Annotated in this window: 23 protein-coding genes; 19 read left to right on the top strand and 4 right to left on the bottom strand. The window is 43.7% G+C overall.

Annotation, left to right across the window (positions count from 1 at the left end):
- Positions 1-103: 103 nt before the first annotated feature.
- The 8 genes from DW251_RS12170 (at position 104) to DW251_RS12205 (ending at position 9,268) form a co-directional block, all read left to right on the top strand.
- Positions 104-820 (top strand): ABC transporter ATP-binding protein, encoded by a 717-nt coding sequence (locus DW251_RS12170; protein WP_243034946.1) that lies wholly within the window; start codon positions 104-106, stop codon positions 818-820.
- On the top strand, positions 804-1,982 hold the full coding sequence (locus tag DW251_RS12175) for an ABC transporter permease (RefSeq protein WP_118301298.1): 1,179 nt from the start codon (positions 804-806) through the stop codon (positions 1,980-1,982). The genes DW251_RS12170 and DW251_RS12175 overlap by 17 nt, the downstream gene beginning before the upstream one ends.
- Positions 1,983-2,160: 178 nt before the next feature.
- Positions 2,161-2,847, top strand: coding sequence for a response regulator transcription factor (locus DW251_RS12180; RefSeq protein ID WP_021869123.1), 687 nt, complete (start codon positions 2,161-2,163; stop codon positions 2,845-2,847).
- 22 nt (positions 2,848-2,869) lie between these two features.
- A complete protein-coding gene (locus tag DW251_RS12185; protein WP_118301299.1) occupies positions 2,870-4,282 on the top strand; it encodes an ATP-binding protein in 1,413 nt (470 codons plus the stop codon).
- Positions 4,283-4,474: 192 nt separating this feature from the next.
- Entirely contained in the window at positions 4,475-5,527 is a 1,053-nt protein-coding gene (locus tag DW251_RS12190) for an ABC transporter substrate-binding protein (protein WP_118301300.1), read from the top strand.
- Positions 5,528-5,638: 111 nt separating this feature from the next.
- A complete protein-coding gene (locus DW251_RS12195) occupies positions 5,639-6,556 on the top strand; it encodes an ABC transporter permease (RefSeq protein ID WP_118301301.1) in 918 nt (305 codons plus the stop codon).
- The gene (locus DW251_RS12200; protein ID WP_118301302.1) at positions 6,556-7,353 is read left to right on the top strand and encodes an ATP-binding cassette domain-containing protein; all 798 of its coding nucleotides are present in this window, start codon (positions 6,556-6,558) and stop codon (positions 7,351-7,353) included. Before DW251_RS12195 ends, DW251_RS12200 begins: the two co-directional genes overlap by 1 nt.
- Positions 7,354-7,600: 247 nt before the next feature.
- Entirely contained in the window at positions 7,601-9,268 is a 1,668-nt protein-coding gene (locus tag DW251_RS12205) for an SH3 domain-containing protein (RefSeq protein ID WP_021869118.1), read from the top strand.
- Positions 9,269-9,370: 102 nt separating this feature from the next.
- On the opposite strand, the gene DW251_RS12210 is transcribed toward DW251_RS12205, so the two are convergent.
- From DW251_RS12210 to DW251_RS12220, 3 genes are all read right to left on the bottom strand, one after another.
- Positions 9,371-10,654: an SLC13 family permease gene (locus tag DW251_RS12210; RefSeq protein WP_118301303.1), complete on the bottom strand. Its 1,284-nt coding sequence runs from the start codon at positions 10,652-10,654 to the stop codon at positions 9,371-9,373.
- Between the two features lie 123 nt (positions 10,655-10,777).
- Positions 10,778-11,785: an electron transfer flavoprotein subunit alpha/FixB family protein gene (locus DW251_RS12215; RefSeq protein WP_118301304.1), complete on the bottom strand. Its 1,008-nt coding sequence runs from the start codon at positions 11,783-11,785 to the stop codon at positions 10,778-10,780.
- A 17-nt stretch (positions 11,786-11,802) separates the two neighbouring features.
- Entirely contained in the window at positions 11,803-12,606 is an 804-nt protein-coding gene (locus DW251_RS12220; RefSeq protein WP_118301305.1) for an electron transfer flavoprotein subunit beta/FixA family protein, read from the bottom strand.
- Positions 12,607-13,032: 426 nt separating this feature from the next.
- Between DW251_RS12220 and DW251_RS12225 the strand changes: the two genes are divergently transcribed.
- The 10 genes from DW251_RS12225 (at position 13,033) to DW251_RS12270 (ending at position 24,773) form a co-directional block, all read left to right on the top strand.
- Positions 13,033-14,184 carry an acyl-CoA dehydrogenase family protein gene (locus DW251_RS12225; protein ID WP_021871335.1) on the top strand — a complete coding sequence of 384 codons (1,152 nt, stop codon included), beginning with the start codon at positions 13,033-13,035 and terminating at the stop codon, positions 14,182-14,184.
- Positions 14,185-14,223: 39 nt separating this feature from the next.
- Positions 14,224-15,021 (top strand): enoyl-CoA hydratase-related protein, encoded by a 798-nt coding sequence (locus DW251_RS12230; RefSeq protein ID WP_021871336.1) that lies wholly within the window; start codon positions 14,224-14,226, stop codon positions 15,019-15,021.
- Positions 15,022-15,031: 10 nt separating this feature from the next.
- Entirely contained in the window at positions 15,032-16,327 is a 1,296-nt protein-coding gene (locus DW251_RS12235; RefSeq protein ID WP_021871337.1) for an MFS transporter, read from the top strand.
- Between the two features lie 31 nt (positions 16,328-16,358).
- Positions 16,359-17,576, top strand: a complete 1,218-nt coding sequence (locus DW251_RS12240) for a CoA transferase (protein ID WP_182433616.1) — start codon at positions 16,359-16,361, stop codon at positions 17,574-17,576.
- A gap of 201 nt (positions 17,577-17,777) precedes the next feature.
- Entirely contained in the window at positions 17,778-19,220 is a 1,443-nt protein-coding gene (locus tag DW251_RS12245; protein WP_021871339.1) for a PAS domain-containing sensor histidine kinase, read from the top strand.
- 22 nt (positions 19,221-19,242) lie between these two features.
- Positions 19,243-20,634 carry a sigma-54 dependent transcriptional regulator gene (locus tag DW251_RS12250; protein ID WP_021871340.1) on the top strand — a complete coding sequence of 464 codons (1,392 nt, stop codon included), beginning with the start codon at positions 19,243-19,245 and terminating at the stop codon, positions 20,632-20,634.
- Positions 20,631-22,154, top strand: a complete 1,524-nt coding sequence (locus tag DW251_RS12255) for an AMP-binding protein (RefSeq protein WP_021871341.1) — start codon at positions 20,631-20,633, stop codon at positions 22,152-22,154. Before DW251_RS12250 ends, DW251_RS12255 begins: the two co-directional genes overlap by 4 nt.
- Complete coding sequence (locus tag DW251_RS12260) at positions 22,151-22,915, top strand: SDR family oxidoreductase (protein WP_021871342.1); 765 nt, start codon at positions 22,151-22,153, stop codon at positions 22,913-22,915. Before DW251_RS12255 ends, DW251_RS12260 begins: the two co-directional genes overlap by 4 nt.
- Before the next feature lie 88 nt (positions 22,916-23,003).
- Entirely contained in the window at positions 23,004-23,774 is a 771-nt protein-coding gene (locus DW251_RS12265; protein ID WP_021871343.1) for an ATP-dependent Clp protease proteolytic subunit, read from the top strand.
- Positions 23,775-23,837: 63 nt separating this feature from the next.
- On the top strand, positions 23,838-24,773 hold the full coding sequence (locus DW251_RS12270) for a membrane dipeptidase (protein WP_118301307.1): 936 nt from the start codon (positions 23,838-23,840) through the stop codon (positions 24,771-24,773).
- A gap of 51 nt (positions 24,774-24,824) precedes the next feature.
- Here the strand turns inward: DW251_RS12270 and DW251_RS12275 are convergent, their stop codons facing one another.
- The gene (locus tag DW251_RS12275) at positions 24,825-25,268 is read right to left on the bottom strand and encodes a helix-turn-helix transcriptional regulator (protein ID WP_118301308.1); all 444 of its coding nucleotides are present in this window, start codon (positions 25,266-25,268) and stop codon (positions 24,825-24,827) included.
- A 129-nt stretch (positions 25,269-25,397) separates the two neighbouring features.
- Here DW251_RS12275 and DW251_RS12280 point away from each other — a divergent pair, with 129 nt between their 5' ends.
- Positions 25,398-26,759, top strand: a complete 1,362-nt coding sequence (locus tag DW251_RS12280; RefSeq protein ID WP_118301309.1) for a transposase — start codon at positions 25,398-25,400, stop codon at positions 26,757-26,759.
- Positions 26,760-26,790: the final 31 nt, after the last annotated feature.

Consider the following 26,790-nt stretch of genomic DNA (forward strand, 5'->3'; position numbering starts at 1 on the left):
GAAAGGTCGGAAAGATGCTGAGAATAAAACAAACAACTTGAATGAGAAAAATACTCATGAGATAAAATCTCAAATTGAGAATGATGGCACAAATGGTACAGATCTGGATAAACCAGGCAGCCATCTTATTGATCTTCGCCACATTTTCAAGATCTACTATCTTGGCGGCGAAGAGGTCCGTGCCAATGATGATGTAAGCGTAGCTATTGACAAAGGTGAGTTCGTAGCGATTGTGGGAAAATCCGGAAGCGGAAAATCCACATTGATGAATATTATCGGAGCGCTGGATGTGCCTACCAAAGGAGAATACTACCTGGGAGGGGAAGATGTAAGCAAAATGGAAGATAAACAGCTTGCAAGGATCCGCAACAAGATGATCGGTTTTATCTTCCAGCAGTACAACCTTCTTCCAAAGTTAAATCTCCTGGAAAATGTAGAGCTTCCCCTTCTCTATGCAGGAGTGGGAAGTGAAGAACGCAGGCAGCGGGCCATGGCTTCTTTAGAAAAAGTAGGTCTGGCAGAAAAATGGAAAAATATGCCAAATCAGTTATCCGGCGGCCAGCAGCAGCGAGTATCTATTGCAAGAGCTCTGGCCGGGGATCCGTCCCTGATCCTGGCAGATGAACCTACAGGCGCCCTGGACTCCAAGACCAGCCGTGAGGTTTTAAATTTCTTAAAACAGTTAAACGAAGAAGGAAATACCATTGTAATGATCACCCACGATAATTCTATTGCCATGGAGGCAAAACGGGTGGTGCGCATTGCAGATGGACACAAAATATTTGACGGAGATGTAAAAGATTATGCTGCAATCCTTTAAACTGGCTATAAAAAGCATATGGGGCAATAAGATGCGCTCTTTCCTGACTATGTTAGGCATCATCATCGGTGTGGCAGCGGTCATTATCCTGGTAAGTCTGGTCAATGGCTATATGGGAAGCGTAGTGGAAAGTTTTGCCAGCATGGGTGTAAACCAGATCAATGTAAATATGACCAATCTTACATCCCGTACTGTAGATGCAGATCAGATGTATGCATTTTACGATGAACACGGAGATCTTTTTGATGGCATCAGCCCTAATGTATCTCTGTCAGCTACTGTAAAAAAGGGAGATGACTCCATGGACTCTACCAGTGTGGCAGGCAGAAGCGAGCAGTACCTGGATATGAAGGATTATGATCTGCAGATCGGAAGAAATATTGCTTATTCTGATATTGCTTCCCGGCAGAAAGTATGTGTGATCGGTTCCTATGTGGCCCAGGAACTGTTTGGAAGTGCAGAAAAGGCCATTAATGAGACCTTGAAAATAAATGGTTATGCCTTTAAAGTAGTTGGTATCGTGGAGACTCAGGATGAGGATAACATGGAAGACGGCGGGACGGATGATTTCGTGTGGATCCCTTACAGCGTAGCCACCAGCCTTGCAGGAAGCGCCAATATCAGCAGTTATACATTAACGGTATCAGATACAGATAATGCAGATACAGCCAAGACCCTGATTCAGAATTTCCTGTATGAGACCTTTAAAGACAGTGACCTTTACAGAGTAACAGCTATGAGTGAGATGCTGGACTCCTTAAATGAACAGATCGCCATGATGAGCGGTATGCTAGGTGGTATTGCCGGAATTTCCCTTTTAGTTGCAGGTGTTGGTGTTATGAATATCATGCTGGTATCTGTAACTGAGCGTACCAGAGAGATCGGCATCAGAAAGTCACTGGGAGCTGACAAGGGAACTATTTTACAGCAGTTTGTCATTGAGGCGGCAGTGACCAGTTCTTTAGGCGGCGTGGTAGGGATCATCATCGGCTGCGTAGCCACAAAAGTAGTGGGAACCATGATCGGGATCTCCACATCCCCTACACTGGCGGCAGTGCTGATCTCCTTTGGGGTGTCAGTAGCCATTGGCCTGTTCTTTGGATATATGCCGGCAAGACGGGCGGCAAACTTAAACCCTATTGATGCACTTAGAAGTGAGTAATAAACGTTCTCTCCTGCAGCAGGGGGAGAAGCGCCACCCGGCTGACAGTCAAATGTGAGATTTTACACAAATTTTACATTTGGCTGTTTTTGTTTTTACACAGCTGTGGTATGCTGATGATAAGAACATAACTGCATACTGCGGTTTTGCGGTTAAAAAGGGAAGGACGAGGATCACCATGGATAAAATTTATATCATCGAAGATGATGAAAACATACGCAATCTTTTAAAAATAGCGCTGGAAGGCTTTGGTTATGAGGCAGAAGGCTTTGAAACAGCAGAAGAAGGATTAGAGCGCATCAAAGAAGAAGTACCGTCACTTGCTATTTTTGACTGGATGCTTCCGGGAATGGATGGGGTTACGGCAATCCGCAAGATCCGCCAGACAGATGGCCTGCAGGAACTTCCCATTATGCTTTTAACTGCCAAAGAGAAAGAGCTGGACAAAGTAGTAGGTCTTGACTGCGGCGCTGATGACTATATGGTAAAGCCATTTGGTGTTCTGGAGCTTTCTGCAAGGATACGCAGCCTGCTGCGCCGCGCCAAAAGAGAAGAAAAGAAGGATACCCTTACTTTTGAAGATATCGTAGTCAACAAAAAGACCAGGGAAGTGACCAGTGAAGGTCATTTATGTGAACTGACCTTAAAAGAATTTGAACTTTTGGTCTATCTGATGGAAAACCAGTCCCGTGTGGTCACAAGAGACGAACTTTTAAATCAGGTCTGGGGCTATGAATACGACGGGGAGACAAGAACGCTGGATATGCACATCCGTACTCTGCGTCAGAAACTGGGAGATAAGGAAAGTTCCTGCATTAAGACAGTCCGTGGTGTAGGTTACAGACTGGTGCATCAGGAAGGATAAAACCGGAGAGAGAGGAAAAAGTATGAGAAAAGCCATTCTTGAGAAATTTATCTTTGTACTTTTAGCGGCGCTGTGTATCAACAGCGTCATCTTTTATATTGCCAGCCGGAATACGATACTGGATACAACAAAAAAAGACATGCTTTACACCATGGAGATATTGGATCAGACTCTGGATTATGAGGGAGATCTGGCAGGTCAGGTGCAGCGGATGGAGAATTTTACAGCGGGAAATCCCAGCCGTCTGACTTTGATCCGTACAGATGGAACGGTGGTTTCTGACTCAGATGCAGATCCGGCTGAACTGGACAATCATTTAAGCAGAAAAGAAGTAGTCCAGGCAATGAAAAAGGGCAGTGGCTTTGCGGAACGTTATTCCCACACATTAAAGAGAAATCTTTTATATGTGGCCTACAGATCCAACCGGGCCGATATGATCATCCGTGTTTCCGTGCCTTATTCCGGTGCCAGCGAATACCTGACCATGCTCCTTCCGGCGGCTCTTTTCAGCTTCCTGGCGGCTCTTGCCTGTGCACTGGTGGTTTCCAAACGTTTCGTGGACTCTGTAACACAGCCTTTAAGCAATATTGCAGCGGAAATGTCAAAGGTAAAGGGGGATTACAAAGGGGATTATACAGAACTGCATTTTGAAAAGTGCCAGTATCCGGAGTTAAATGTGATCGCAGAAACCACCATGGAAATGTCAAAAAATGTAAAAGCATATCTGACCCGGATCGACAAGGAAAAAAGGATCCGTCAGGAATTTTTCAGCAACGCTTCCCATGAATTAAAGACTCCTATCACATCGATCCAGGGATATGCGGAATTAATAGAAAATGGCATGATTCAGGATGAGAACATGAAAATGGACTTTATCAAAAGGATCAAAAGGGAGGCCATCAATATGGCCGGCCTTATTAATGATATCCTGATGATCTCCAGACTGGAAGCAAAGGATGCGGAAGTGGTTGTATCAGATGTGAGAGTCAGTGTGCTCCTTGAAGAGATCATAGACAGTTTAAAACCTGCAGCAGCAGCTGGACAGGTATTTATACACTGTGACTGCCAGCCTCTTAGCATCAAGGCTAATCCGCAGCAGATGAAAGAACTGCTCTCCAATCTGGTGAGCAATGCTGTAAAATACAACCGGCCAGGCGGTCAGGTATGGGTCAATATCCGGGAAAAAGACGGCAATATGGTTGCCCGTGTGCGTGATAATGGTGTTGGCATCCCTCAGGAGAGTCTGGACCGTATTTTTGAACGGTTCTACCGGGTGGATAAGGGCCGCAGCAGAAAACAGGGCGGTACCGGACTGGGACTTTCCATTGTAAAGCACATTGTTAATTTCTATCATGGAACCATCCGTGTGACTTCCCAGTTAGATGAAGGTACAGAATTTGTAGTGACTATTCCTTTAAACTGGAAAGACCTGTAAAATTTAAAAGACCGGTCAAGAATATAACTGGAAAAAACTGGAAAATCCATTGGTAAAAACGACGAAAAACACTTTATTGCTTTAAATTCTAAGAAATTTAAAGCAATAAAATTGACGTGGGGATTTTTTTGTAGTATCATACCCTTAGTTCGTATAAAACGAATGAGTTTTTATCGAAAAGAGGACGGTATTATGAAAAAATCTACAAAGATCATGTCAGTATTATTAGCAGCAGCCTGCGCAGCATCTATGACCGGATGCGGCGGCTCCGGCAGCACAGCTACCACAGCAGCAGCGTCTGAAGCAGCAACAGAGGCAGCTTCTTCCGAAGAAGCAAAGAGCGATGCAGCAGCTTCCACCGATGGAAAAACCTACAACGTAGGTATCTGTCAGCTGGTACAGCACGTAGCACTGGATGCAGCTACCCAGGGATTTAAGGATGCATTAACCGATGCACTGGGCGATGCAGTTACCTTTGATGAGCAGAATGCACAGGGTGACTCCAACACCTGTTCTACCATTATCAACAGCTTTGTTTCCAATCATGTAGACCTGATCCTTGCAAACGCAACTCCATCTCTCCAGGCAGCACAGGCAGGAACCAATGAGATCCCTGTATTAGGTACCGCTGTTACAGAGTATGGTGTAGCACTTGGCATTGACGGTTTTGACGGTCTGGTAGGCGGAAACATTTCCGGTACTTCTGACCTGGCACCACTGGATGAGCAGGCAGCTATGCTTCACGAACTGTTCCCGGATGCAAAGAACGTTGGCCTGTTATACTGCTCTGCAGAAGCTAACTCCCAGTATCAGGTAGATACTGTAAAGGCAGCTCTGGAAGAGATGGGATATACCTGCGAATACTACGCATTCTCTGACTCCAACGACCTTGCAACCATTACCACCAATGCAGCAACCAACAGCGATGTGATCTATGTTCCAACTGATAATACAGTAGCAGCAAACACAGAGATCGTTAATAACATCTGCCAGCCTGCAAAGGTTCCTGTAATCGCAGGAGAAGAGGGCATCTGCTCCGGCTGTGGTGTTGCAACTCTTTCCATCAGCTACTATGACCTGGGCGTTGCAACCGGTAAGATGGCAGTTAAGATCCTTACAGGAGAAGCAAATGTTTCTGAAATGCCGATCGAATATGCACCTCAGTTTACAAAGAAGTACAACAAGACCATCTGCGATGCACTGGAGATCACAGTTCCAGATGATTATGTAGCAATCGAGGAATAATAAGAAAAACTAAGTTTGCAAAGAAACTTTTAATGTAAAAAAACTTTCATGGCAGACACAGCGGGAAGGCAAATGGGCCTCCCGCTGTATGCTGTTCTAAAGGGGAAAACAATGAATATAATGAGTTTATTAAATGCTCTTCCTGGAGCAGTGGCACAGGGCCTGATCTGGGGCATCATGGCCATTGGTGTTTATATCACATTTCGTATACTGGATTTTGCGGATCTGACCGTAGACGGTTCTTTATGTATCGGCGGTGCAGTCTGCATTATGATGATGTTAAACGGACAGAATGTATGGGTGGCCATGTTTGCAGCACTCCTTGCAGGAATGGTGGCAGGCTGCGTCACCGGACTTTTACATACTTTTATGGGTATCCCGGCTATCCTTTCCGGTATTCTTACACAGTTAGGCCTGTATTCTATTAACCTGAAAATAATGGGAAAGGCAAACCAGGCGATCAACGTAGACAAGTACAGCCTCCTTGTTTCTTTACGTTTTATCCGCAATGTGCCTCTCTTTAAAAATACCATCCTTTTAGTATCCCTGATCATCGTTGTGCTGATCGTTATCCTTTACTGGTTCTTCGGCACCGAGCTTGGCTGCTCCATCCGTGCAACCGGCTGCAATGACAAGATGGCAAGAGCCCAGGGTATTAACACCGACTTTAACCGTGTTCTGGGTCTGATGATCTCTAACGGTATGGTAGCTCTTTCCGGAGCTCTTCTTTCCCAGTATCAGGGCTTTGCTGATATCAATATGGGCCGTGGCGCTATCGTTATCGGTCTGGCTGCTGTTATCATCGGAGAAGCAATTTTCGGAAAGATCTTCAGAAACTTTGGCTTACGCCTTTTAAGTGTTGCTTTCGGTTCCATTATTTATTATCTGGTTCTTCAGATAGTCATCTGGCTGGGAATCGATACAGACCTGTTAAAGCTGCTGTCTGCAGCAGTAGTAGCCATCTTCCTGGCAATCCCAACATGGAAGGCACGTTATTTTTCAATGGGTTCTAAAGGAGGTAAAGCCTGATGCTTCAGATCAAACATGTATCAAAAACCTTTAATAAAGGCACAGTAAATGAAAAACAGGCGTTAAGGGACTTAAACCTTACACTGAAAGAGGGAGATTTCGTTACCATTATCGGCGGTAATGGTGCCGGCAAGTCTACTATGTTAAACGCTATTGCAGGTGTGTGGCCGGTAGACGAAGGCCAGATCATCATTGATGATAAAGATGTGACCAAACTTCCGGAATATAAGAGAGCCGCTTTCTTAGGCCGTGTATTCCAGGATCCTATGAACGGAACTGCCGCTACGATGGGGATTGAGGAAAATCTGGCTCTGGCTTTAAGAAGAGGAACTCTTCGTACCTTAAAACCGGGTATCAATAATAGTGAAAGAAAGCTTTACAGAGATCTGCTGTTAAGACTGGGACTGGGACTGGAAGACCGTCTGACTTCCAAAGTGGGACTTCTCTCCGGCGGACAGAGACAGGCTCTGACACTGCTTATGTCTATTTTAAAGCGTCCGAAACTGCTTTTATTAGATGAGCATACGGCAGCTCTTGACCCGAAGACTGCAAGAAAGGTTCTGGAACTGACAGAGGAAATGGTCAACGAGCAGCACCTGACAGCTTTAATGGTTACCCACAATATGAAAGATGCCATCCAGATCGGAAACCGTCTGATCATGATGAACAGCGGCCACATTATTTATGATGTGGAAGGAGAAGAGAAAAAGAAACTGACAGTAGAAGATCTGTTAGCAAAATTCTCTGAAGCAAGCGGAGAAGAATTCTCCAATGACCGTATGATGCTGGCAAAATAAAAAATGTGATCCAATGCCCGGAGGGGAATGTATACTATGGTATATAGCCCTTTCGGGCAATCTTTTTTTCTATGTATGTCAATAATTTTTAACATTTTTAATACTTTGTTCACTTTTTGCAGCGAAATATATGATATACTTACATATAGTGCGCCAGGAGGCGTGTCTATAAATTGCCGTGCATCTGTAAGAAACTGCCGCAGGCAGGTCCTGCAGATGCTCTAGTAATAACAGGAGAAACAAAACAATGAATGAAAATAAGGATTACGTATCTCACCTGAATAAGGCGAGAAAAAAGAGAAACCAGAAATGGGATCCCCGTTACCTGCTTTTAGCCATTGTCGTTGTACTGCTCATTGGTCTTGGAGTATTAGCGGCGGTAAATGTAAAGTCGGCGGTTTCAGGCAAGGCAGCGAGAAAAAGTGATAATGTGATCGAGGAGCCTGGAACGGGTCTTGAGGCAGCCAGCGCTTCCAATGCAGCAAGAGAGGAAGAAGAGAAGGCAAAAGAAGAACAGGAGATCCAGAGCGCCATTGACGCATACCAGAATTTAGGGATCGTTCAGGTATCCGGTTATGTAAATATCCGTGAAACTCCGGATATGAAGGGAAATATTATCGGAAAAGTTTCAGGAGACGGAGCCTGTGAGGTTTTAGGAGAAGAGGGCGAATGGAGCCATATCACTTCCGGCGGTATTGAAGGCTATATCAGCAGCCAATACCTGGTAACAGGAGAGGAAGCAAAAGAACTGGCAAAAAGTCTTGTGAAGAAACGTGCCATTATCATGACAGAAAATGACAATCTGAATATCCGAAGCGGCCCAAGCAAGGATGCAGAGATCGTAGGACAGGCACTTCCTGCAGAGCGTTATGAAGTACTTTCTGAAGCAGATGGCTGGGTAGAGATCAACAGTGGTTATATTTCCGCTGATTACTGTGAAGTAAAATATGCCTTAAATGAGGGACGTAAACTGGATCTGAAAGCACAGGCCATTAACCAGTATGATAATCTGGTCATCTTTAAAAAGAGCGGCTATATGAATGTGCGCAGCACTCCGGAAAATAAAGGTGATGACAATGTAATTGGTAAGCTGACCAGTAAGGCGGCCGGTGATATTATTGAGACGTTAGATGGCTGGTACAAGATCAAGTCCGGCACAGTAACCGGTTATATTGCAGCAGATCCGGAACTGATCGCAACAGGACAGGAAGCAAAAGATCTGGCAATGCAAAATGCTACCCAGATGGCTATTATCACAACGGATGTATTAAACGTCCGTGTGGAACCTAATACTGACTCCAAGATCTGGACACAGATCGTCAAAGATGAGCGTTACCCGGTAGTAGACCAGCAGGATGGCTGGGTACAGATCGACTTAGGTTCTGTGGATACAGAGGATGGCAGCCAGGACGGAGATGAAAAAGCATATATTTCAACCCGCGACAATAACGTAGAAGTACGTTATGCTTTAAATGAAGCCATTAAATTTACACCGGCCAAGGATAGCAGTTCCGGTGCTTCATCTGACGGCTCCGGCTCCAGTACCAAGCAGTCCCGCCGTTCACAGCTTGTAAACTACGCTCTTCAGTTTGTAGGAAACCGCTATGTATGGGGCGGAACCAGTCTGACCAATGGTGTTGACTGCTCCGGATTTACTATGAGGGTTATGGAGAAATTTGGTGTATCCCTTCCACATTATTCCGGCTCCCAGGCACAGATGGGTAAGAAAGTCACCTCCGCTACTATGAAACCGGGAGATCTGATCTTCTATGCAGGAAGCAACGGAAAAGTAAACCATGTAGCGATTTACATTGGAAATGGCCGTATCGTACATGCAGCCAGCCGCAGAAGCGGTATTAAGACATCTACATGGAATTACCGTACACCGGTGACGATCCGCAGTATGTTGGATTAATAGCTGGATCATGACCAGATAAAAATGAAATAGCAAGAAATAGTATTAAAAAAGAGATCACCTGAAAGAGGTTTAAAAGCTTTTTCAGGTGGTCTCTTTTATTTATACCAGCGGGAAGAATAAGGGGATTAAAAACCAGATACATAAAAACTGGATCAGTGCATGGGGCAGAGTGTATTTTAAATAATCGGAAAATTTATATCCGGCTACCAGCGTCATACTGATCTGTGCTGCTGCCAGAGGAGTGGAGCAGGCAAGACTTGCTGCAAAGTAGATACCCAGGCAGACAGTCATAGGATTTAAGCCCATGGCAGTTCCAATGGAGAAACCAATGGGAAGTACGATCAGGATCGCCGTAGAGTTGGTGATAAAGTTGCTTAAGATCAGTGTGAGGAAGCAGAGGATGCCGTACACGATCATTGGGGAAGTACAGCTGCCAAGGAAGCTGCTTGCAACATCTGCCAGGATCTTTCCGGATCCACCGGTGTTTAAAGCGTCAGCAAGACCTAAACAGAAGGCAAGGAACAGGATAGTATCCCAGTCCATGTTTTTGCGGATGCTTTTTGTGTTGGTACAGCCTGTAAGGATACACAGCATGGCTGCGCACATGGCGGTCATAGCAGTGGAAAGCCATTCTGTTACATAAAATAAGATCATCAGCCCCAGGATAACAAACATGATGGTGATCTTTTTATGATCGGTATTCCCATCACCGGAAATGATCTTCCGGTTGGTATTTTCCAGTTCCATAGCTTCTTCCGGACGATCACTCCATATCTTTTTACCAAGGTTGTAGCCGAATAACTGGGTGCCGGCCAGATACAGTAAAAGCATGCAGAAACCAGGACCAAACATGGTAAACATGCTCATATGAAGGCCGGTAGTCTGTTCAAGCAGTGCATTGGCGGTCAGCTGGGGAGTACAGCCGATCAGGGTGCTGGAACCACCGATCATGGCACAGATGGCAATATTCATGGTCAGATTTTTCCGCTTCATATTGCTGGAATTGGAGCATACACTTTCTACAATGGGCAGAAAAGCAGCAATGGTAGCTGTGTTGGCTAAAAACATGGAAAGACAGCCGGCTGTAAGACCGGAGATAAAAAGGAAAAGACGTTCATTATCTCTGGAAAGCCGGATAACCTGTCTGCCAATCAGGGCAGCAGCTCCTGTCTCAAACATGGCATTGCCTACGATCATGGCACCAAAGAGAAGATAGATGATGGAACTGGCGAAGCCGGAAAAGGCGTTGGACAATTCGCATACATGGAAAAGAACCATGAGAAGACAGCCGAGAGCGCCTGTAACAACGGAAGGCAGCCATTCTGTAATAAAAAGTACGATACAAAGAAGCAGGATAAGAAGACCTACAATACCGCTGGACATTTTTGTACTCCTTTCAGACGCATAGCGCCATAGATTTTATAAATGTTAAAAAAGTAACAATACAGACCATAAAAAATCTCTTTTCCCCCAAAAATCCCAGGGGAAAAGAGATGAGAGGGCGTTTTACTGTTCTTTTAATTTTTTGATCTCTGCAGTAAGAGCAGGAACAACTTCAAACAAGTCACCTGTAATACCGTAATCAGCAATGCCGAAAATAGGAGCTTCCGGATCTTTGTTGATGGCGATAATGGTGTCAGAACCGCTCATTCCGGCTACATGCTGGATCGCACCGGAAATACCGCAGGCAATATAAAGCTTAGGAGCAACCGTCTTACCGGTCTGTCCTACCTGGTGGCTGTGGCCGATCCATCCGGAGTCAACAGCTGCACGGGAAGCGCCTACAGTGCCGCCTAAAACATTTGCCAGTTCCTCTAAGACTTTAAATCCATCCGGACCGCCAACACCACGGCCGCCGGATACGATCACTTCTGCACCTTCTAAATCCACTGCCTCAGAAGCAGCTTCACGGATGGTCTCAAGGATCTTTGTACGGATATCAGCAGTATCTACGTGATAATCTTCACGGATCACTTCTGCCTTATTTTCTGTTACATCTGCTTTTTTAAATACGCCTGGGCGGATGGTACCGATCTGTGGACGGTGATCCGGACACATGATAGTAGCCATCAGGTTGCCGCCGAATGCAGGACGGGTCCATGCAACATTTCCGCTTTCTTCGTCAATGTCAAGGGCAGTACAGTCAGCAGTCAGTCCTGTATTTAAACGGCAGGAAACACGGGGACCCATATCACGGCCGTTAGGAGTTGCACCGATCATAAGAGTAGACGGACCGTATTTTTCAACCATATGGCAGAGCGCATTTGCATAAGCGTCGGTAGAATAGGACTTGTATTCCGGTCCTTCTACAGCGATCACCTGATCAGCACCATGGCTTCCGGCAGCTTCCACAGAAGCAGCAATATTGTCACCGATCACAACAGCAACCAGTTTTCCTCCCTGTTTGTCAGCCAGACGACGACCTGGATTTAACAGCTCCAGACCAACTTTCTTAGGACTTCCGTCCTCCTCTGTCTCAATAAATACCCAAAGATCTTTTGTCTTTGCTTCCATTTGTGTGTCCTCCTTCATTAAATCAAGTGGGCTTCACTGAGCATTGCCACAAGTTTCTGTGCAGAAGCCGTATTTGACTCTTCTTTGATCATAACGCCGCCCTGTTTGCGAGGCGGAACAAAGGATTTCTTTACATGAGTAGGAGATCCTTTTAAACCAATGCGGGTCTTGTCAATATCAGGGAATGCGTCTTCTCCTAAAACAGGAATTTCCGCACGGTTGGCAGCAAGTTTCCGCTTGATGGTAGGATAACGTGGATCAAAACTTGGTTTGGTGAAAGTAACCAGACATGGAAGAGAAACAGCGATCTTCTGATTTGCGTCTTCACATTCCTTTAAGATCGTAAGTCCGTCATCTGTAAGTTCTGCTTCCAGAGCATATGTAACCTGAGGCAGTCCAAGATGTTCTGCAATTTCCGGTCCAACCTGAGCGGTATCGCCGTCGATCGCCTGTTTGCCACAGAAGATAGCGTCAAATCCGCCTTCCAGTTCTGCTACTTTTTTAATAGCGCAGGAAAGGATATAACTGGTTGCCAGTGTATCAGAACCGCCAAAAGCGCGTCCGCTGATGAGGTATGCCTTGTCTGCGGCAATTCCTAAGCATTCTTTTAATGCATTTTTAGCCTGTTCCGGTCCCATGCTTAAAACGATGATCCTGGTATCAGGATGTTTGTCTTTAATACGGGCTGCTGCCTCTAAGGCATAGCCATCAAAAGGATTTACGATGCTGGGTACTCCATTACGGATCAGAGTATTCGTTACCGGATCAATCTTTATTTCCGTTGTATCCGGAACCTGTTTTACACATACGAGAATATTCATAAATCACAGCTCCTTTTCACATAAATGATGTTCACCTTAATAAACAGCAAGTTTTATGCCAAAAAATTAACTACGAAAAATCGGTGATTTTTTCAGATTTCCCTAAAAAAACCGGCAATTTTTTGCCGGTCATGGAAAGAAAAAGCGGAAAGAACATGCCGGATTAACAAAAAAATAACAAATTCTGGAAAGATGATGTGCAAAATGTGATAAAATAGACAAGATATGTTTGGCAAAAAGAGTGCATTATTAATAAGGAAAGAACAGCACATTTTAAAAAGCAGGAGAGAAAAAGAAAAAAGTCTGCTGAAAAAATATCAAAGTTGGCACGGATATTGCTCTATATAAAAGTGAGGTTTCGCAGTAGAGACTCGTTAATAAAAAGACGATACAGGGATCTGCGAAAAAAGAAAGGAGAGAACAAGTATGAGTGAATACCAACTTATGACAGAAGACCAGAGAGATATGGTGAAGCTGGTAAAAGATTTTCTGATGAAGGAGTATCTGCCACACGTATCTGAGTACGAGGCTAAGGGAGAGTATCCACTGGAGTTTCATAAGAAACTGGGAGAACTTGGACTTTTTGCAATGGATGTACCGGAAGAGTACGGCGGCCTGGGCTTAGATGCAGTTACTACCTGTCTGATCCGTGAAGCCATCGGCTATGTAGACGCAGGCTTTGCATCATCCTTTGCAGCATCTACCTTTGGTATCAAACCGGTCCTGTTAGCAGGAACAGAAGAGCAGAAGAAAGCATACGGCGCAAGACTGGCAGAGGGACAGATCTCCGCTATGTGCCTTACCGAGCCACAGTCCGGTTCTGATATGGGTAACACAAAATGCCGTGCAGTAAAAGACGGTGACGAGTATGTATTAAACGGAACCAAGTGCTTTATCACAAACGGTGGTATTGCTGATATCTACACAGTTGCAGCATCCACTTCACCGGAGCTTGGAAGCGCAGGTATTTCCCTTTTCATTGTTGACCGCAATACTCCAGGTGTCAGCGTAGGAAAAGAAGAAGACAAGTTAGGTATCCGTACTTCCAACACAACAGATGTTATTTTCCAGGATGTAAGAATTCCTGCAACAAACCTGATCGGAGAAGAAAACAAGGGATTTGCCATCAGCCAGAAACTTCTTGCAAGAACCCGTCCTACCGGTATGGCATCTGCTTTAGGTGTAGCCCAGAGAGCACTGGATCTGGCAGTTGACTACGCACAGCAGAGAGTTACTTTTGGAAAGCCAATTGCAAGCCGCCAGGCGATAAAGTTTAAACTGGCTGATATGGAGATCAGACTTCAGACAGCAAGAGCACAGCTCTTCTACAATGCACAGCTGATCGACAAAGGCATTTATGATGGAATGTTAGGTTCTGTAACAAAAACCTGTGTATCTGAAATGGTATTTGATGTTGCAAATCAGGCACTGCAGATTTTTGGTGGTTATGGTTATAGCAGAGAATATCCGGTAGAAAAACTGTTAAGAGACGCAAGGATCTTCTCACTGTTTGAGGGAACCAACGAAATTCAGAGAATGATCATTGGTGGAACCTTAGTGCCTAAAAAGAGAAACTAAGAAAGCAGATAGAATGATTGAAAATAAGGGGGAATTACGATGCTTTGGAAAGAATATGAAGACGTGCTTCTGGAAAGAGAAGACAATGTAGCTACTATCTTATTAAACAATCCGGCAAACATGAACCCGGTAACTGTATCCACTATGGATCATCTGGTAGACGCTCTGACTCTGTGTGAGGAAGATGATACAGTCCGCGTGATCGTACTTCGCGGTGCCGGCGGTAACTTCTCAGCAGGCGGAAATGTAAAAGGCATGAAGGAACGTCTGGATAAAGGCATCAATACCACAAAAGAAGGCATCCGTGCAGGCGGTGAATTCATGATGCGTCTTCGTACCATCAACAAGCCAACCATTGCCTGGATCGAGGGCGCTGCTGCAGGAGCCGGTATGAGCATGGCACTTTGCTGCGACTTTGCTCTGGCAGCAGAAGATGCAAAAATGGTATTTGCTTTTGTAAATATCGGTTTCGTTCCGGACTGTGGTATCACCCATATGCTTACAAAGAATGTGGGCCGTGCAAGAGCCACAGACCTGTTAATGGGTGGACGCCGTTTTACAGGTGCAGACGCAGCAAAATGGGGAATGATCACAGCAGCAGCTCCAAAGGAAGAACTGGAAGATCTGGTAAAGAAATATATCAAGAAATATTCCCAGGGACCTGCAGTTGCCTATGCACAGATCAAGAGAATGATCAACAGCTGCACTATGAGAGAATTAAATGCCTGCATGCAGGAAGAAGTAGAAGCTCAGTTCATCTGCAGCAAGACAGAAGATTACAGGATCGCTGTTGAAGCATTCTGCGAAAAAAAGAAACCGGAATTTGTAGGTAGATAGGAGAGATACCATGGAGAAAAAGAGTATCATTAATGTTGATGGCCGTTTCTATTATGGCTGGGTCATGCTGATCTGCGGATTTATGACCATGTTTATCTGTTATGTAATTAAAGCAAACTGTACTTCCTTATTCTATACCCCGATCTGTGAAGAACTGGGCGTAACAAGAACGGTTTACACACAGACCAATACCGTGCTTACCATCTGTATGCTCATCGGTTCTTCCTTTATTGGAAAGATCTACAAAAAGTATCCTGTTAAATATGTACTTACAGGCTGTGTAGGCCTGGCTTCCCTGTGCTATCTGGGAATGTCCCGTGCAACCGCTATGTGGCAGTTCTTATTACTGTCCGGTATCCAGGGCTTTGCATGGGCTGGCGCAACCAACCTTCCTGTAGGTATCATGATCAGTAACTGGTTCGGACCTAAGGTAAAAGGTACTGCAATGTCTATCGGTATGTTAGGTAGTGGTGCAGGTGCTCTGGTATGGGTAAACTTTATCAGTAAGATCATCGCAGGCAGCGGCTGGCGTACAGCTTACCTTGCAATGGCAGGTGTAAATGCTTTAATGATCCCGATTGCTCTGATCCTGGTTGTAAGTATGCCAAGTGACAAGGGATTTGAAGTACGTGTAGGCGATCCTTCTCCGGAAGAAGTAGCAAAAGCAGGCGGTGTTTCCACACAGAAGACAGGTATCACAGGTACTCAGGCATTAAAGACAAGCCGCTGGTGGTTCCAGTGGATGGCAGCTATGGTTACCATGATCGGCGCATCCGCATTTAACTCACAGTGTGTAGCTTACTTCACAGACTTAACAGGTGACAAGGCCTCCGCAGCATTAGTTTACTCCGGTGCTTTAGGAACCATGATCTTAGGTAAGTTCTTATTAGGTGTATTCTCTGATGTTCTTCATATTAAGAGAACTGCTGTACTGGCTCCATTGTTCTACGCAGGCGTATTTATCTGCATGGCACTGGCAGCAACCAACATGGGCTTTACAAAGGGTATGACTTTATTCTACATGATCGGTGGTGCTGTTCCTTCTGTTATCCCTGCACTGATCACAGTACATAACTTTGGTGATAAGGAATTCAGCGTTATGAACGGCTGGATGAACATGGCAGGAAACGTTGGACAGATCATTGGACCGACCATCGCAGCATTTGTATTTGACGTAACTGGTACCTACCGTATGGCATGGATCATCTTTGCAGTATTAATGGTAGTAGTAGCACTGTTATACTTTATGTCTAATATCAGTAGCAAGAAGCAGATCGAAGAAATGGGTTATGTAATTCCACAGTAGTGACCACATGACTTTTAAGAGGTGAATGATTATGGCTGAAGAACGTAAACTGCCCTTACAGGGCCTGAAAGTAGTAGAACTGGGTACTCATTTTGCAGTACCCAGCGTTACAAGAATGCTGGCAGACTGGGGCGCAGAAGTAATTAAGGTTGAAAATGTAAAAGGTGACGCATGGAGAATTGTAGGACGCAATCAGAAATGCCCGATTACAGATGAAGAAAATCCATTTTTCATGGTCCCAAATGCTAATAAAAAGTTTGTAGCATTAAACTTAAAGGATCCAGATGGAAAAGAAGCACTGATCAAGCTGATCGGTTCAGCAGAGATCTTTGCCACCAATATGCGTATGGGCGCTCTGACCAAACTGGGATTTGACTATGACTCTATGAAGAAACTGTATCCGGGATTGATCTATGTACACTTTACCGGATATGGATACAAGGGACCGGATGCTGCAAAGCCTGGTTTTGACTCGGTTGCATTCTGGGCACGCTCCGGATCCATGATGGACTGGGGAACTGAAGGAAACTTCCCATTCTTAGCTCCAACAGGTGCCGGTGATGCCATGGTAGGTTCTATCCTGTGTGCAGGAACCCTGGCAGCTCTGATCTCCAAGAGAGAAACGGGACAGGGTACTCTGGTATCTTCTTCCTTAATGGGCAGCTCCATCTGGTACAACAATGCAGCGGTTGTTTCTACCCAGTATGGCAATAAATTCCCGAAAGACAAGGATCATCCTGCTAACCCCTTTGGCTGGCAGTATGAGTGCTCTGACGGTGAATGGCTGATGATCGGTGTTGTAGATTACGCAGACGCATATCGCAAGATCTTCCACCTGTTTGGCCGGGATGATATGTTAGATGATGAAAGATTTAACACCATTTCTGCTGTACAGCAGCATCTGGATGAATTTATGCCGATCCTGCGTGGATATTTTAAGACAAAGACCAGAGATGAATGGGTGGATCTGATCGCAGGATTAAACATTGTAGTAGGAAAGATCGGTCACTTAAAGGATCTGGCTACAGATGAGCAGGCTATTGCAAACGAATTCGTACAGGATGTAGAGTTCCCAAGCGGAAAGAAGGTTGCTATGCCGACTGTTCCGATTGAATTTTCTGCTTACGATACCAAGAGCAAGTATGAAAAGACAGGAGAGATCGGCCGTGATACAGAAGCCGTTCTGGGAGAAGTTGGTTATACAAAAGAACAGGTAGAAGCACTGCGCAGCCAGGGTGCAGCGAAATAAATTATAATGTTCTTTCGGAGAACATCAAAATGTCAGGGACTGTGCTGTTTCAGAACAGTCCCTGTGTTTACAGTTATAACAGAAAACAAAGCTGTGTCTGTAAAAGTTGACAGGAAAAATCCTTTACGATAGGATAATAATAGTAAAAAATTGGGAATTATCTTTATAAATTATCATACAGATATAAAGGAGAACACTGCTATGCTTATAAAAAACGACGAAAGCTGTAATTCTGAAAAAACAATCCTTCGCTATCAGGAAAACGGGATCGCGGATCTGCTGGCCAGTGACTGGTACGGCATTATGCTCCTATCTCCCGGCGGGCGGGTATATCTGGATAATTATAATGATATTCATGGGATCGGCAATGATGTTCCTTTGGAGTTTGTAAGAAATTGTGTGGAATGGGACAGCCTGATCCATAACAAATCTATGACTTATACCTATAAAGAATGGAATTTCCTGATCTACTCTATTCGTCAGACAGACAAGGGAAACTGCGTTTTCTTTCTGCATTGCAGGAAGGATAAGCCCTTTGATGCAAGAGATGTAAAATGGTACGAGCTGTACAGTGCCGTAGGCCAGCAGAGAGTGCTTCTGGAAAATGAACTGATCCAGGAGAAAAACTATTTAAACAGTATCCTGGAAAGCTCGGAAGGCTGTATTGCTGTAGTAGATGAGGATAATAACATTGTTTCTGCCAATGATGAGGCAAAGGCTCTTTTTGGAAATAACTTAAGCCAGACACCTTCCGGAGAAATGTTATCCCTCATCAAAGCAGTGAAGCAGGTCCTTTCCCAGAAAGAAAAGATCGTTCTTCCACGTATGATCGTAAACGGAACGGAAAATGAATTTGGCTTTTCTATTTACAAATTTATACTGACACCTTTGCGAAGCAGCAAGGGAAGAGTAGGCTGTGTTGTAGTGGTGGCAACAGACATTACCCATGATTTCATCAATAAAAGACGAGCGACCCAGAGGCAGAATTTCCGTATGGCAGGCAATATTAATTTTGAGACAGCAAAGGAAATGCGTACCCCTCTGATGAACATTGAAGGATGTGCCAGCCTTTTGACCGATGCAGTGGGAGATAACAAGGACTCAAAAGAACTTCTTACCTATATAAAAGAAGAAGTAAATCATATCCTGCAGATCAATAACCGGATGCTTTCATTTTCCAACCTGACCCAGGAAAATACCTATGGTCAGATCGATGTAAATGAGGTGCTGAAAAACTGTGTTTCTGCGTTGTATACACAGAGGACAAAGAAGAAACTGAGTATTGAAACAAAAATGGATGCAGATCTGCCATTAGTACGGGCGGAAAATGCGGATATCCAGCAGATCTTTTTTAACCTTCTGTTCAGTGCCTTTGACAATGCAAAGGAAAAAGGAAAGATCCAGGTAGATAGTCATTATGATGACCAGGCAGGAGAGATCGTAGTAGATTTTGAACATGAGGGAAGCGGAAATGTTTTAGATGACCGTCAGTTGTGCCTTCAGATCAATGGAAGGGAAAAAGGGCAGATCGATATTCCGTTCCTTATGGCGAAAAAAATGGTATTGGACTGCGGTGGACAGCTGTTCACCCAGGAGAGAGAGGACGGAGGCAGCGTGCGGACAGTGAAATTTCCCTGTTCGTAGAAAGGACCGGAGGTAGAGGAAAATGGGAGAAACACTTACCATGAAACGGATACTGGTGGCGGACCATTCTGAAATTGCCAACCGCATGTTTTGCGCCGGACTTTCCAAATATGGTTTTTCTGTCAGCGCTGTGTCTACAACAGAAGAACTGATCCATAAATGTACCACAGAAGAGATCGACATGCTGCTTTTGGATCTGTATTTAGAGCAGACCAGTCAGATGGACCAGATCCATTATCTCAGAGAACTTTGCCCGGAAATGTATCTGATCGTAATGAGCGATGAGCCTGATATTTCCAGTGCAGTACAGACCATGAAAAACGGGGCAGATGATTTTATTGAAAAGCCCTGTGATCTTGATACGATACTGAAAAAGATCCGGGAACTGCTGAAAAACGAAAGAGAACTGAAAAAAGAAACGAAGCAGCCGGCAGACGAGATCCTGCCTGCAGCAGACCGGGCAGTCCAGAAGATTGAAGAAGTAGTAGCAAAAGTAAAAGATTATCCAACCACCATACTGATCACAGGGGAGAGCGGAACCGGCAAGACTATGCTGGCAAAGCGGATCCACAAGACCAGTGTGCGAAAGGACAGGCCCTTTGTTCATGTAAACTGTTCAGCGATCCCTGCGGAACTGTTTGAAAGTGAGCTGTTTGGCTATGAAAAAGGAGCTTTTACAGGAGCTATCCGCATGAAGCCCGGCAAATTTGAAGCAGCGGGAGAAGGAACCATTTTTTTAGATGAGATCGGACTGGTGCCATTTCATTTACAGTCCAAGCTTTTAAATGTACTTCAGGAGCGCAGCTTTGAACGGGTAGGCGGAAATGAACCCATTGCCATGAAGGCAAGGGTGATCGCGGCTACCAATGCTAATTTAGAGCAGTGCGTGGAAAATGGAACCTTCCGCCGGGATCTGTATTACAGACTGAATGTGATCCAGTTAGAGATGCCGCCTCTCCGCTACAGGAGAGCAGATCTTAAAACTCTTACTGAAAAGTTCATAAAACGTTTTTGCGAGAGCTTTGGAAAACCGGTACCAGAGATCACAGCTGATTTCTGGAAGACTGTAAATCAGTACAACTGGCCGGGAAATATAAGGGAACTGGAAAATGCCATTGAAAGCGCAGTAGCTCTTTGCGGAGACCAGCTTTCAGCAGACTGTCTTCCTTTAAGAGTGGGACAGGTACGGGCAGAAGAGCGGGGAGAAGAATACCCCAAGAAAGAAGTACCTCATAACCTGAAGCTTTATTTAAAGCAGCAGGAAGATGCCATTATACAGGAAGCACTGGATAAATTTAACGGCCGTAAAGAAAAAGCGGCCCAATATCTGGGAATTTCTGACCGGACTCTCAGATATAAACTAAGCAACATGGGAAAAACAGGAAAAGACAACGATAGTGAGGAATTAGAATGAGCTTGTGGAAAGTATTTGAACGTTCTGTAAGGCTGTATGAGAACAAAACAGCCCTGATCTTTGGGGAAGAACGGATCAGCTACAAACAGCTTTATGAAAAGAGCTGCCACATAGCAGATCATTTATATAAGATCGCAGGCGGAAAAGAGCAGCAGAAAGTATTTATCCTGTCAAAGAATTCTATTGACATGGTGGCTTTAATGCTTGCCTGTATGCGCCGCAATCTCATCGCCTGCCCGGTAAACTGGCGGCTTTCTGCCAGGGAACTGGCAGTGATCTTAAAAAACCACAATTATGTGATCCGCATCTGTGATGAGGAAAACAGGGGACTTTTAGAGGCTGCCTGCAGCTTTATCCCGGAAGAGACCTTTGTAAAAGCAGATCTTAGGGATCTTACAGATGATAAAAAAGCAGTTCCTGCCGTACCGGCGGCAGACCCGGACGGGGAAGATATTGTTATCCAGCTTTTTACCAGCGGAAGTACGGGAACACCGAAAGCGATCGGCCACACCAATGCAGGTATGACCGCTTACATGTATGATTATATGAAGGAGTCCAGATGGGAGCCTGAGGATATTTATCAGACCAGTGCCAATCTGTTCCATCTGTCAGGGCTTTCTGTTCTAACCAGCCTGATGGTGGGAAGTACAACGGTATTTTTTGCAAGATTTGATTTGATAGAATTTTTGACAGTCATGGAACGGGAAAAGACCACCAGGATCAGTTTTGTGCCGACTCTGGTGACCAGACTGTTAAATGACAGCCGTCTGAAAAACTTTCATTTTGACAGTGTAAAGAAGATCGTATACGGCGGTTCTCCTATGAACTATACTACGGTAGTGCGGGCAATGGAGCATTTCCACTGCCAGTTAGAGCAGGCGTATGGAGCAACGGAAAGCTGCTGTATGTCCGTTCTTTTGCCGGAAGACCACAGGGACTGTGCAAAAGGTATTTTAGATAAGAAAGTATTAAATTCCGCAGGAAGACCCCTTCCAATGGTAAAGGTAAGGATCATTACGGAAAAAGGCTATGAGACCAATGGTCAGGCCTGCGGAGAGATTGAGATCAAAAGCCCTTTCCTCTGTTCAGAAAGTATGTCCGTACCGGGCACCAGAACAGAAGACGGGTATTATCCTACCGGAGATATAGGCTATATGGATGAGAAAGGTTTTTTATATCTGGTAGGGAGAAAACACGATATGATCATCAGCGGTGGTGAGAATATCTATCCCAAAGAAGTGGAAGACTGTATCGCTTCTTTGAAACAGGATGTAAAACAGGTCTGTGTGCTGGGAATGCCGGATCCGGTCTGGGGAGAGCAGGTCACTGCCTGTATCGTCTTAAAAGAAGGTTCTAAACTGACAGAAGATGATATTGTGGCATGGTGTAAGAAGCACATAGCAAGTTATAAAAAGCCAAGAAAAGTAATCTTCTTTTCACAGCTTCCTGAAAACGCCAATGGCAAGGTTTCAAGGATCCTGTTAAAAGATCAGATCCAGAAAGGGGAAATAAGATCATGAAAAACTATTTTGATGTAGCTGGCAAGTATGCAGTTGTAACAGGAGCTTCTTCCGGTCTGGGACGTCAGTTTGCGCTTTGTCTGGCAGAGCAGGGATGTAATGTAGCCATCGCAGCCCGCAGAGTAGAGCGCCTGGAAGAAGTAAAGAAAGAAGTAGAAGCTTACGGCGTAAAATGTCTGGTGCTGCCATGTGACGTAACTGATACAGAACAGATCCGTAATTCCGTAGACAAGGTTGTAAAAGAATTCGGACGTATTGATATCCTGATCAACAACGCAGCAGCTTCTTTTGCAACCCCTGTTGTAGAGACTACCGATGGCCAGTGGTACAATGTAATGAAGACTAATGTAGACGGCGTTTTCTTCTTTGCAAGAGAAGTAGGAAAGGTTATGATCGCCCAGAACTACGGAAAGATCATCAACATCGGCTCCTTCCACTGCCAGGTAACCATGAACGGTGTTCCACGTTCCGGTTATTCTACTGCAAAGGGCGCAGTTTTAATGATGTCCAAGGCACTGGCTGCAGAGTGGGCAAAGAATAACATTACTGTCAATGTTTTAGGTCCTGGATATTTTGCAAGTGAAATGTCTGCAAAGGTTGCAAATGAAGCATATGAGGCTTCTATCCGCAACAACTGCCCAATGGGACGCAGAGGAAATCCTGGCGAGTTGAACGGTGCTATGCTGTTCCTTGCATCAGATGCATCCAGTTATGTAACAGGACAGCTTCTGTTAGTAGATGGAGGCTGGACCATTGTATAGTGGGTCTATAATAAATAAAATATAAAAAAACAGGAAAGACTGTCCTTATGTAACTGTAAATACAGATACAGAAAGGACGGTCTTTTTTATGGGTAAAAATCAGAAGGACAAAAAAGAAGGAAAACAGGAAAATAAAGCGGCAGCCCCGTCACAGGGGCGAAAACTTCAGGAAAAAGAGATTGAAGAGAAAGAAGATACCCACCTGAAAAACTGGGGGCAGATGACTTTGGACGGAAATGAAAAAAAGAGAAAGATCCATCTTTTATCCATCATTGGAGAAGTGGAAGGACATGAAAATGCTTCAGGCGGTTCCAAGACGACAAAATATGACCATGTGCTTCCTGCACTGGCTCAGATTGAGGATGATGCCACAGTGGAGGGACTCTTAGTGCTTTTAAACACCTCCGGCGGTGATGTAGATGCCGGGCTTGCTATTGCGGAGATGATCGCGTCTATGAGTATTCCGGTGGTTTCCCTTGTTTTAGGAGGCAGTCATTCTATTGGGGTTCCTCTGGCAGTTGCTTCGGATTATTCTTTTATCGTGCCTTCGGGGACCATGATCGTACATCCGGTCCGTATGAGCGGGACGGTCATTGGAACAGCCCAGACTTATGAGTATTTTGCAATGATACAGGACCGGATCTTAAATTTTGTTTCTTCCCATGCAGATATTGCCTACGACCAGTTAAAGGCTTTGATGCACAATACAAAAATGCTGGCAAGGGATCTGGGAACCGTGCTGGTAGGACAGGAAGCAGTAGATGCAGGTCTTATTAAAGAAGTTGGAGGGATCAGGGAAGCATTAAAAAAGCTGTATGAGATGATTGATGAGTCCTGTGCAAAAAAACAGGGGTTTTAATTTTTAATGGGGCAGTGTAAACTATAAAGAGAAGTTCGCCAGGCGCGATTTGGGGAGGATAGAATGAAGATTTTTGATCTACACTGCGATACCATTGAAGCATTAAAAAAACACAATGAAACCTTTGATAACAGTACCACCCAGTTTACCATGAAGGGACAGGAAAACTTAGAAAAAGCAGTCCAATTTCTGGCTGTGTGGCTTCCTGATCATTTAAGAGGCCAGGAAGCAGTGGATTTTACCAATGGATATTATGAATATATGACAGAGGCTGTGGGAAAGGTTGCAGACAGGGCGGCTTTAGTAGAAGATATGTCTGATCTGGACAGGATATTAAAAGAAGGAAAATGGGCGTTTATCCGTTCGATTGAAAGTGGTGCCGCACTTGGCGGAAAACTGGAAAATGTAGATCATTTTGCAAAACTGAATTTTAAGATGATGACACTGACCTGGAACGGGATCAATGAACTGGGAAGCGGTTCCCAGTCAGAAATGGGTCTTACAGATTTTGGAAAAGCAGCTGTGCGCCGTATGGAAGAAGTGGGGATGATCGTAGACTGTTCCCATTTAAATGATGCAGGTTTTGAAGATCTGTTAAACTGTTCTACTAAACCCTTTGTAGCTTCCCACTCGAATTTACGTTCCCTGTGCAGTCACAGCCGCAATCTGCGGGATGACCAGTTTAAGGAGATCGTGGCAAGAGGAGGCCTTTGCGGGATCAATATTTATTCCAGATTTCTTACAGAGCCGGATGACCTGGGAGCCGGGCAGAAGGAGCAGCTCCTTCGTCTCATTGACCGTATGTTAGAACTTGGAGGAGAAGATGTGATCGCCTGGGGCATGGATCTGGACGGCGGAGTTACCTGTGATCCATCCATTGGCACTCCTTATGGTGCTGCGGCATACGGAGAATATCTGGTGGAACATGGGATCAGCCGTGAGATCGTAGACAAACTTTCTTTTGATAATGCCTACCGGTTTTTTACGAAAGTTTTGTGAAAAACTTCAATTCGTAAAGTAAAATAACTCCCTAATATTCAAAATGGGGAGTTATTTCTTTTTCTTCTTTTTTATTATTTTACTTAGGTCAGACGATAATTCCAACATATTTTTTTCTATTAAAGGTTCCTGTTCGTCAGCAATTCTTTTAAAATTCAACATTGTTTCAAGAATATCCAATGAATTATCCTCAAATGCCTTTGTGACAAGATTACTTTTGCAAAAACTATCAATAATAATTTTTATAATGTGTATTTGTTCCGGTGTTAATCCGTCAACTTCTAAAATCGAACCAGAACGATTTAATAATATAGTATCTGTTGTAACATGAAAAACAGTGGCTAGTTTTATTAACACTTCAAAAGACGGTGTTCGACTATCGTTCTCATATGCCGCAATAGTAGATTTTGTTACACCAACTAAATCAGCCAATTCTTTTTGTGTAAATTTACATGAATTGCGTAATTCCTTGATTTTCGCCCCTATTAGAACCATATGATTATCTCTCCTTATTGTACAACTATACAATGAATTTGTTACACTGTTGGAATATCGAAAGTTGCTCTAATAGTAGACTTTTTAATATACTTATAGTATAATAAAAGTAAGGAAGGAGGTGAGAATATGATTAGATTGTGCAAGTATAATCAAGAAAATATCCTTGATAAAATACGCAATGGTCAACTGGACGCTGTTGCCCTTAGCACTACAAATTTAATTGACGATATTATATTGAAAATAAATTCATGTAATATTTTTAACTGCTTAGAAAAATATATACCAGATTTCAGAGCAGATAACACAACAATACCTTATAAGTTAATTTGGGCTAGTGCTATTGCGGCTAAAATGCGTGTTCAGACAAGTCTTACTGACATTCCTTACGCTCTTAATGACCATAAAACTTTAGCTGAGTTAGGATATACTCTTATAGATGACTCTGGTAATTTAAAGAATGGGTTAATGCAAGAAGGAAGTTTAAGATTTTTATTAGGAAAATATGACGCTGAATTATTTATAAATGGTTATATTTACACAATTCAAAAAGGTATTCTCCCTCTATTAAATATAGAACCTAATATACACATATTAGACTGTACTGATTTAGAAGTAAATTTTAAAAATTCCAATTATGAAATGTCGGGAATAAGCCATAGTAAGCGCGACAATAAACTTACAAGAGGTTATAAACTTGCTACCCTTAGAGGAATTGTTAAAGATGTTGGTTTAATTGAAGATATACGTTTTGGAAGTATCCAAAGCCATGATCTAAACCTAAGTGAAGAAATGGTTAGAACTTCTCCTGTATTGAAACCTGGGGATATTTTAATTAATGACAGAGGCTTTATGTCAAGAGAATTGATGAATTTTCTTAAAGTAGAAAGAAACGTAGACACATATATCCCTTTAAGGAAGAATATGGTAGCTTATCAACAAGCTATTTTAAGCGCAAAAGAACAAAACATCTGGAAACCACACCCTAATTTTAAAAGAAAAAATCAAGTTATATCTTTAGTTGAAGGTATGGGAATGTACTGGGACAGTGATACTCCCGAAAATGATGTTCCTATAAATACCTGCGTTGTTTGGGATAAACAATTTGATAATTATTTTGTTTTTATAACCACAGACATTACTAAATCAGCAAAGGAAATTGTCCGTATTTATGAATTGCGACCAGAAATAGAAGAAGATTATAGGCAATTAAAAGATTTTTGGAAAATAGAAGATTTTAAGAGTACAAAACTCAATATGATTTTATTTCATATTGTATGTGTATTATTTGGCTATCTGTTTTATCAACTTTATATCTTATTGCCAGAAGGTGAAAAATATTTAGGAAAATCATTGCCTGTTATATTAAAAAACTATATGCCACAAGTACAACCTTATGTAGTTCTTTATGCAGGTTATGAATTTGGGGTGCTTACTTTATTTGAATTAATGGAGTTTTATGCTCATTCTGATTATTCCGGGGCTCTCTGAGCCACCTGTCCGGACTTTGAGAGCCACCATT

The sequence above is a fragment of the Clostridium sp. AM22-11AC genome (assembly GCF_003473545.1).
GTDB lineage: Bacteria > Bacillota > Clostridia > Lachnospirales > Lachnospiraceae > Enterocloster.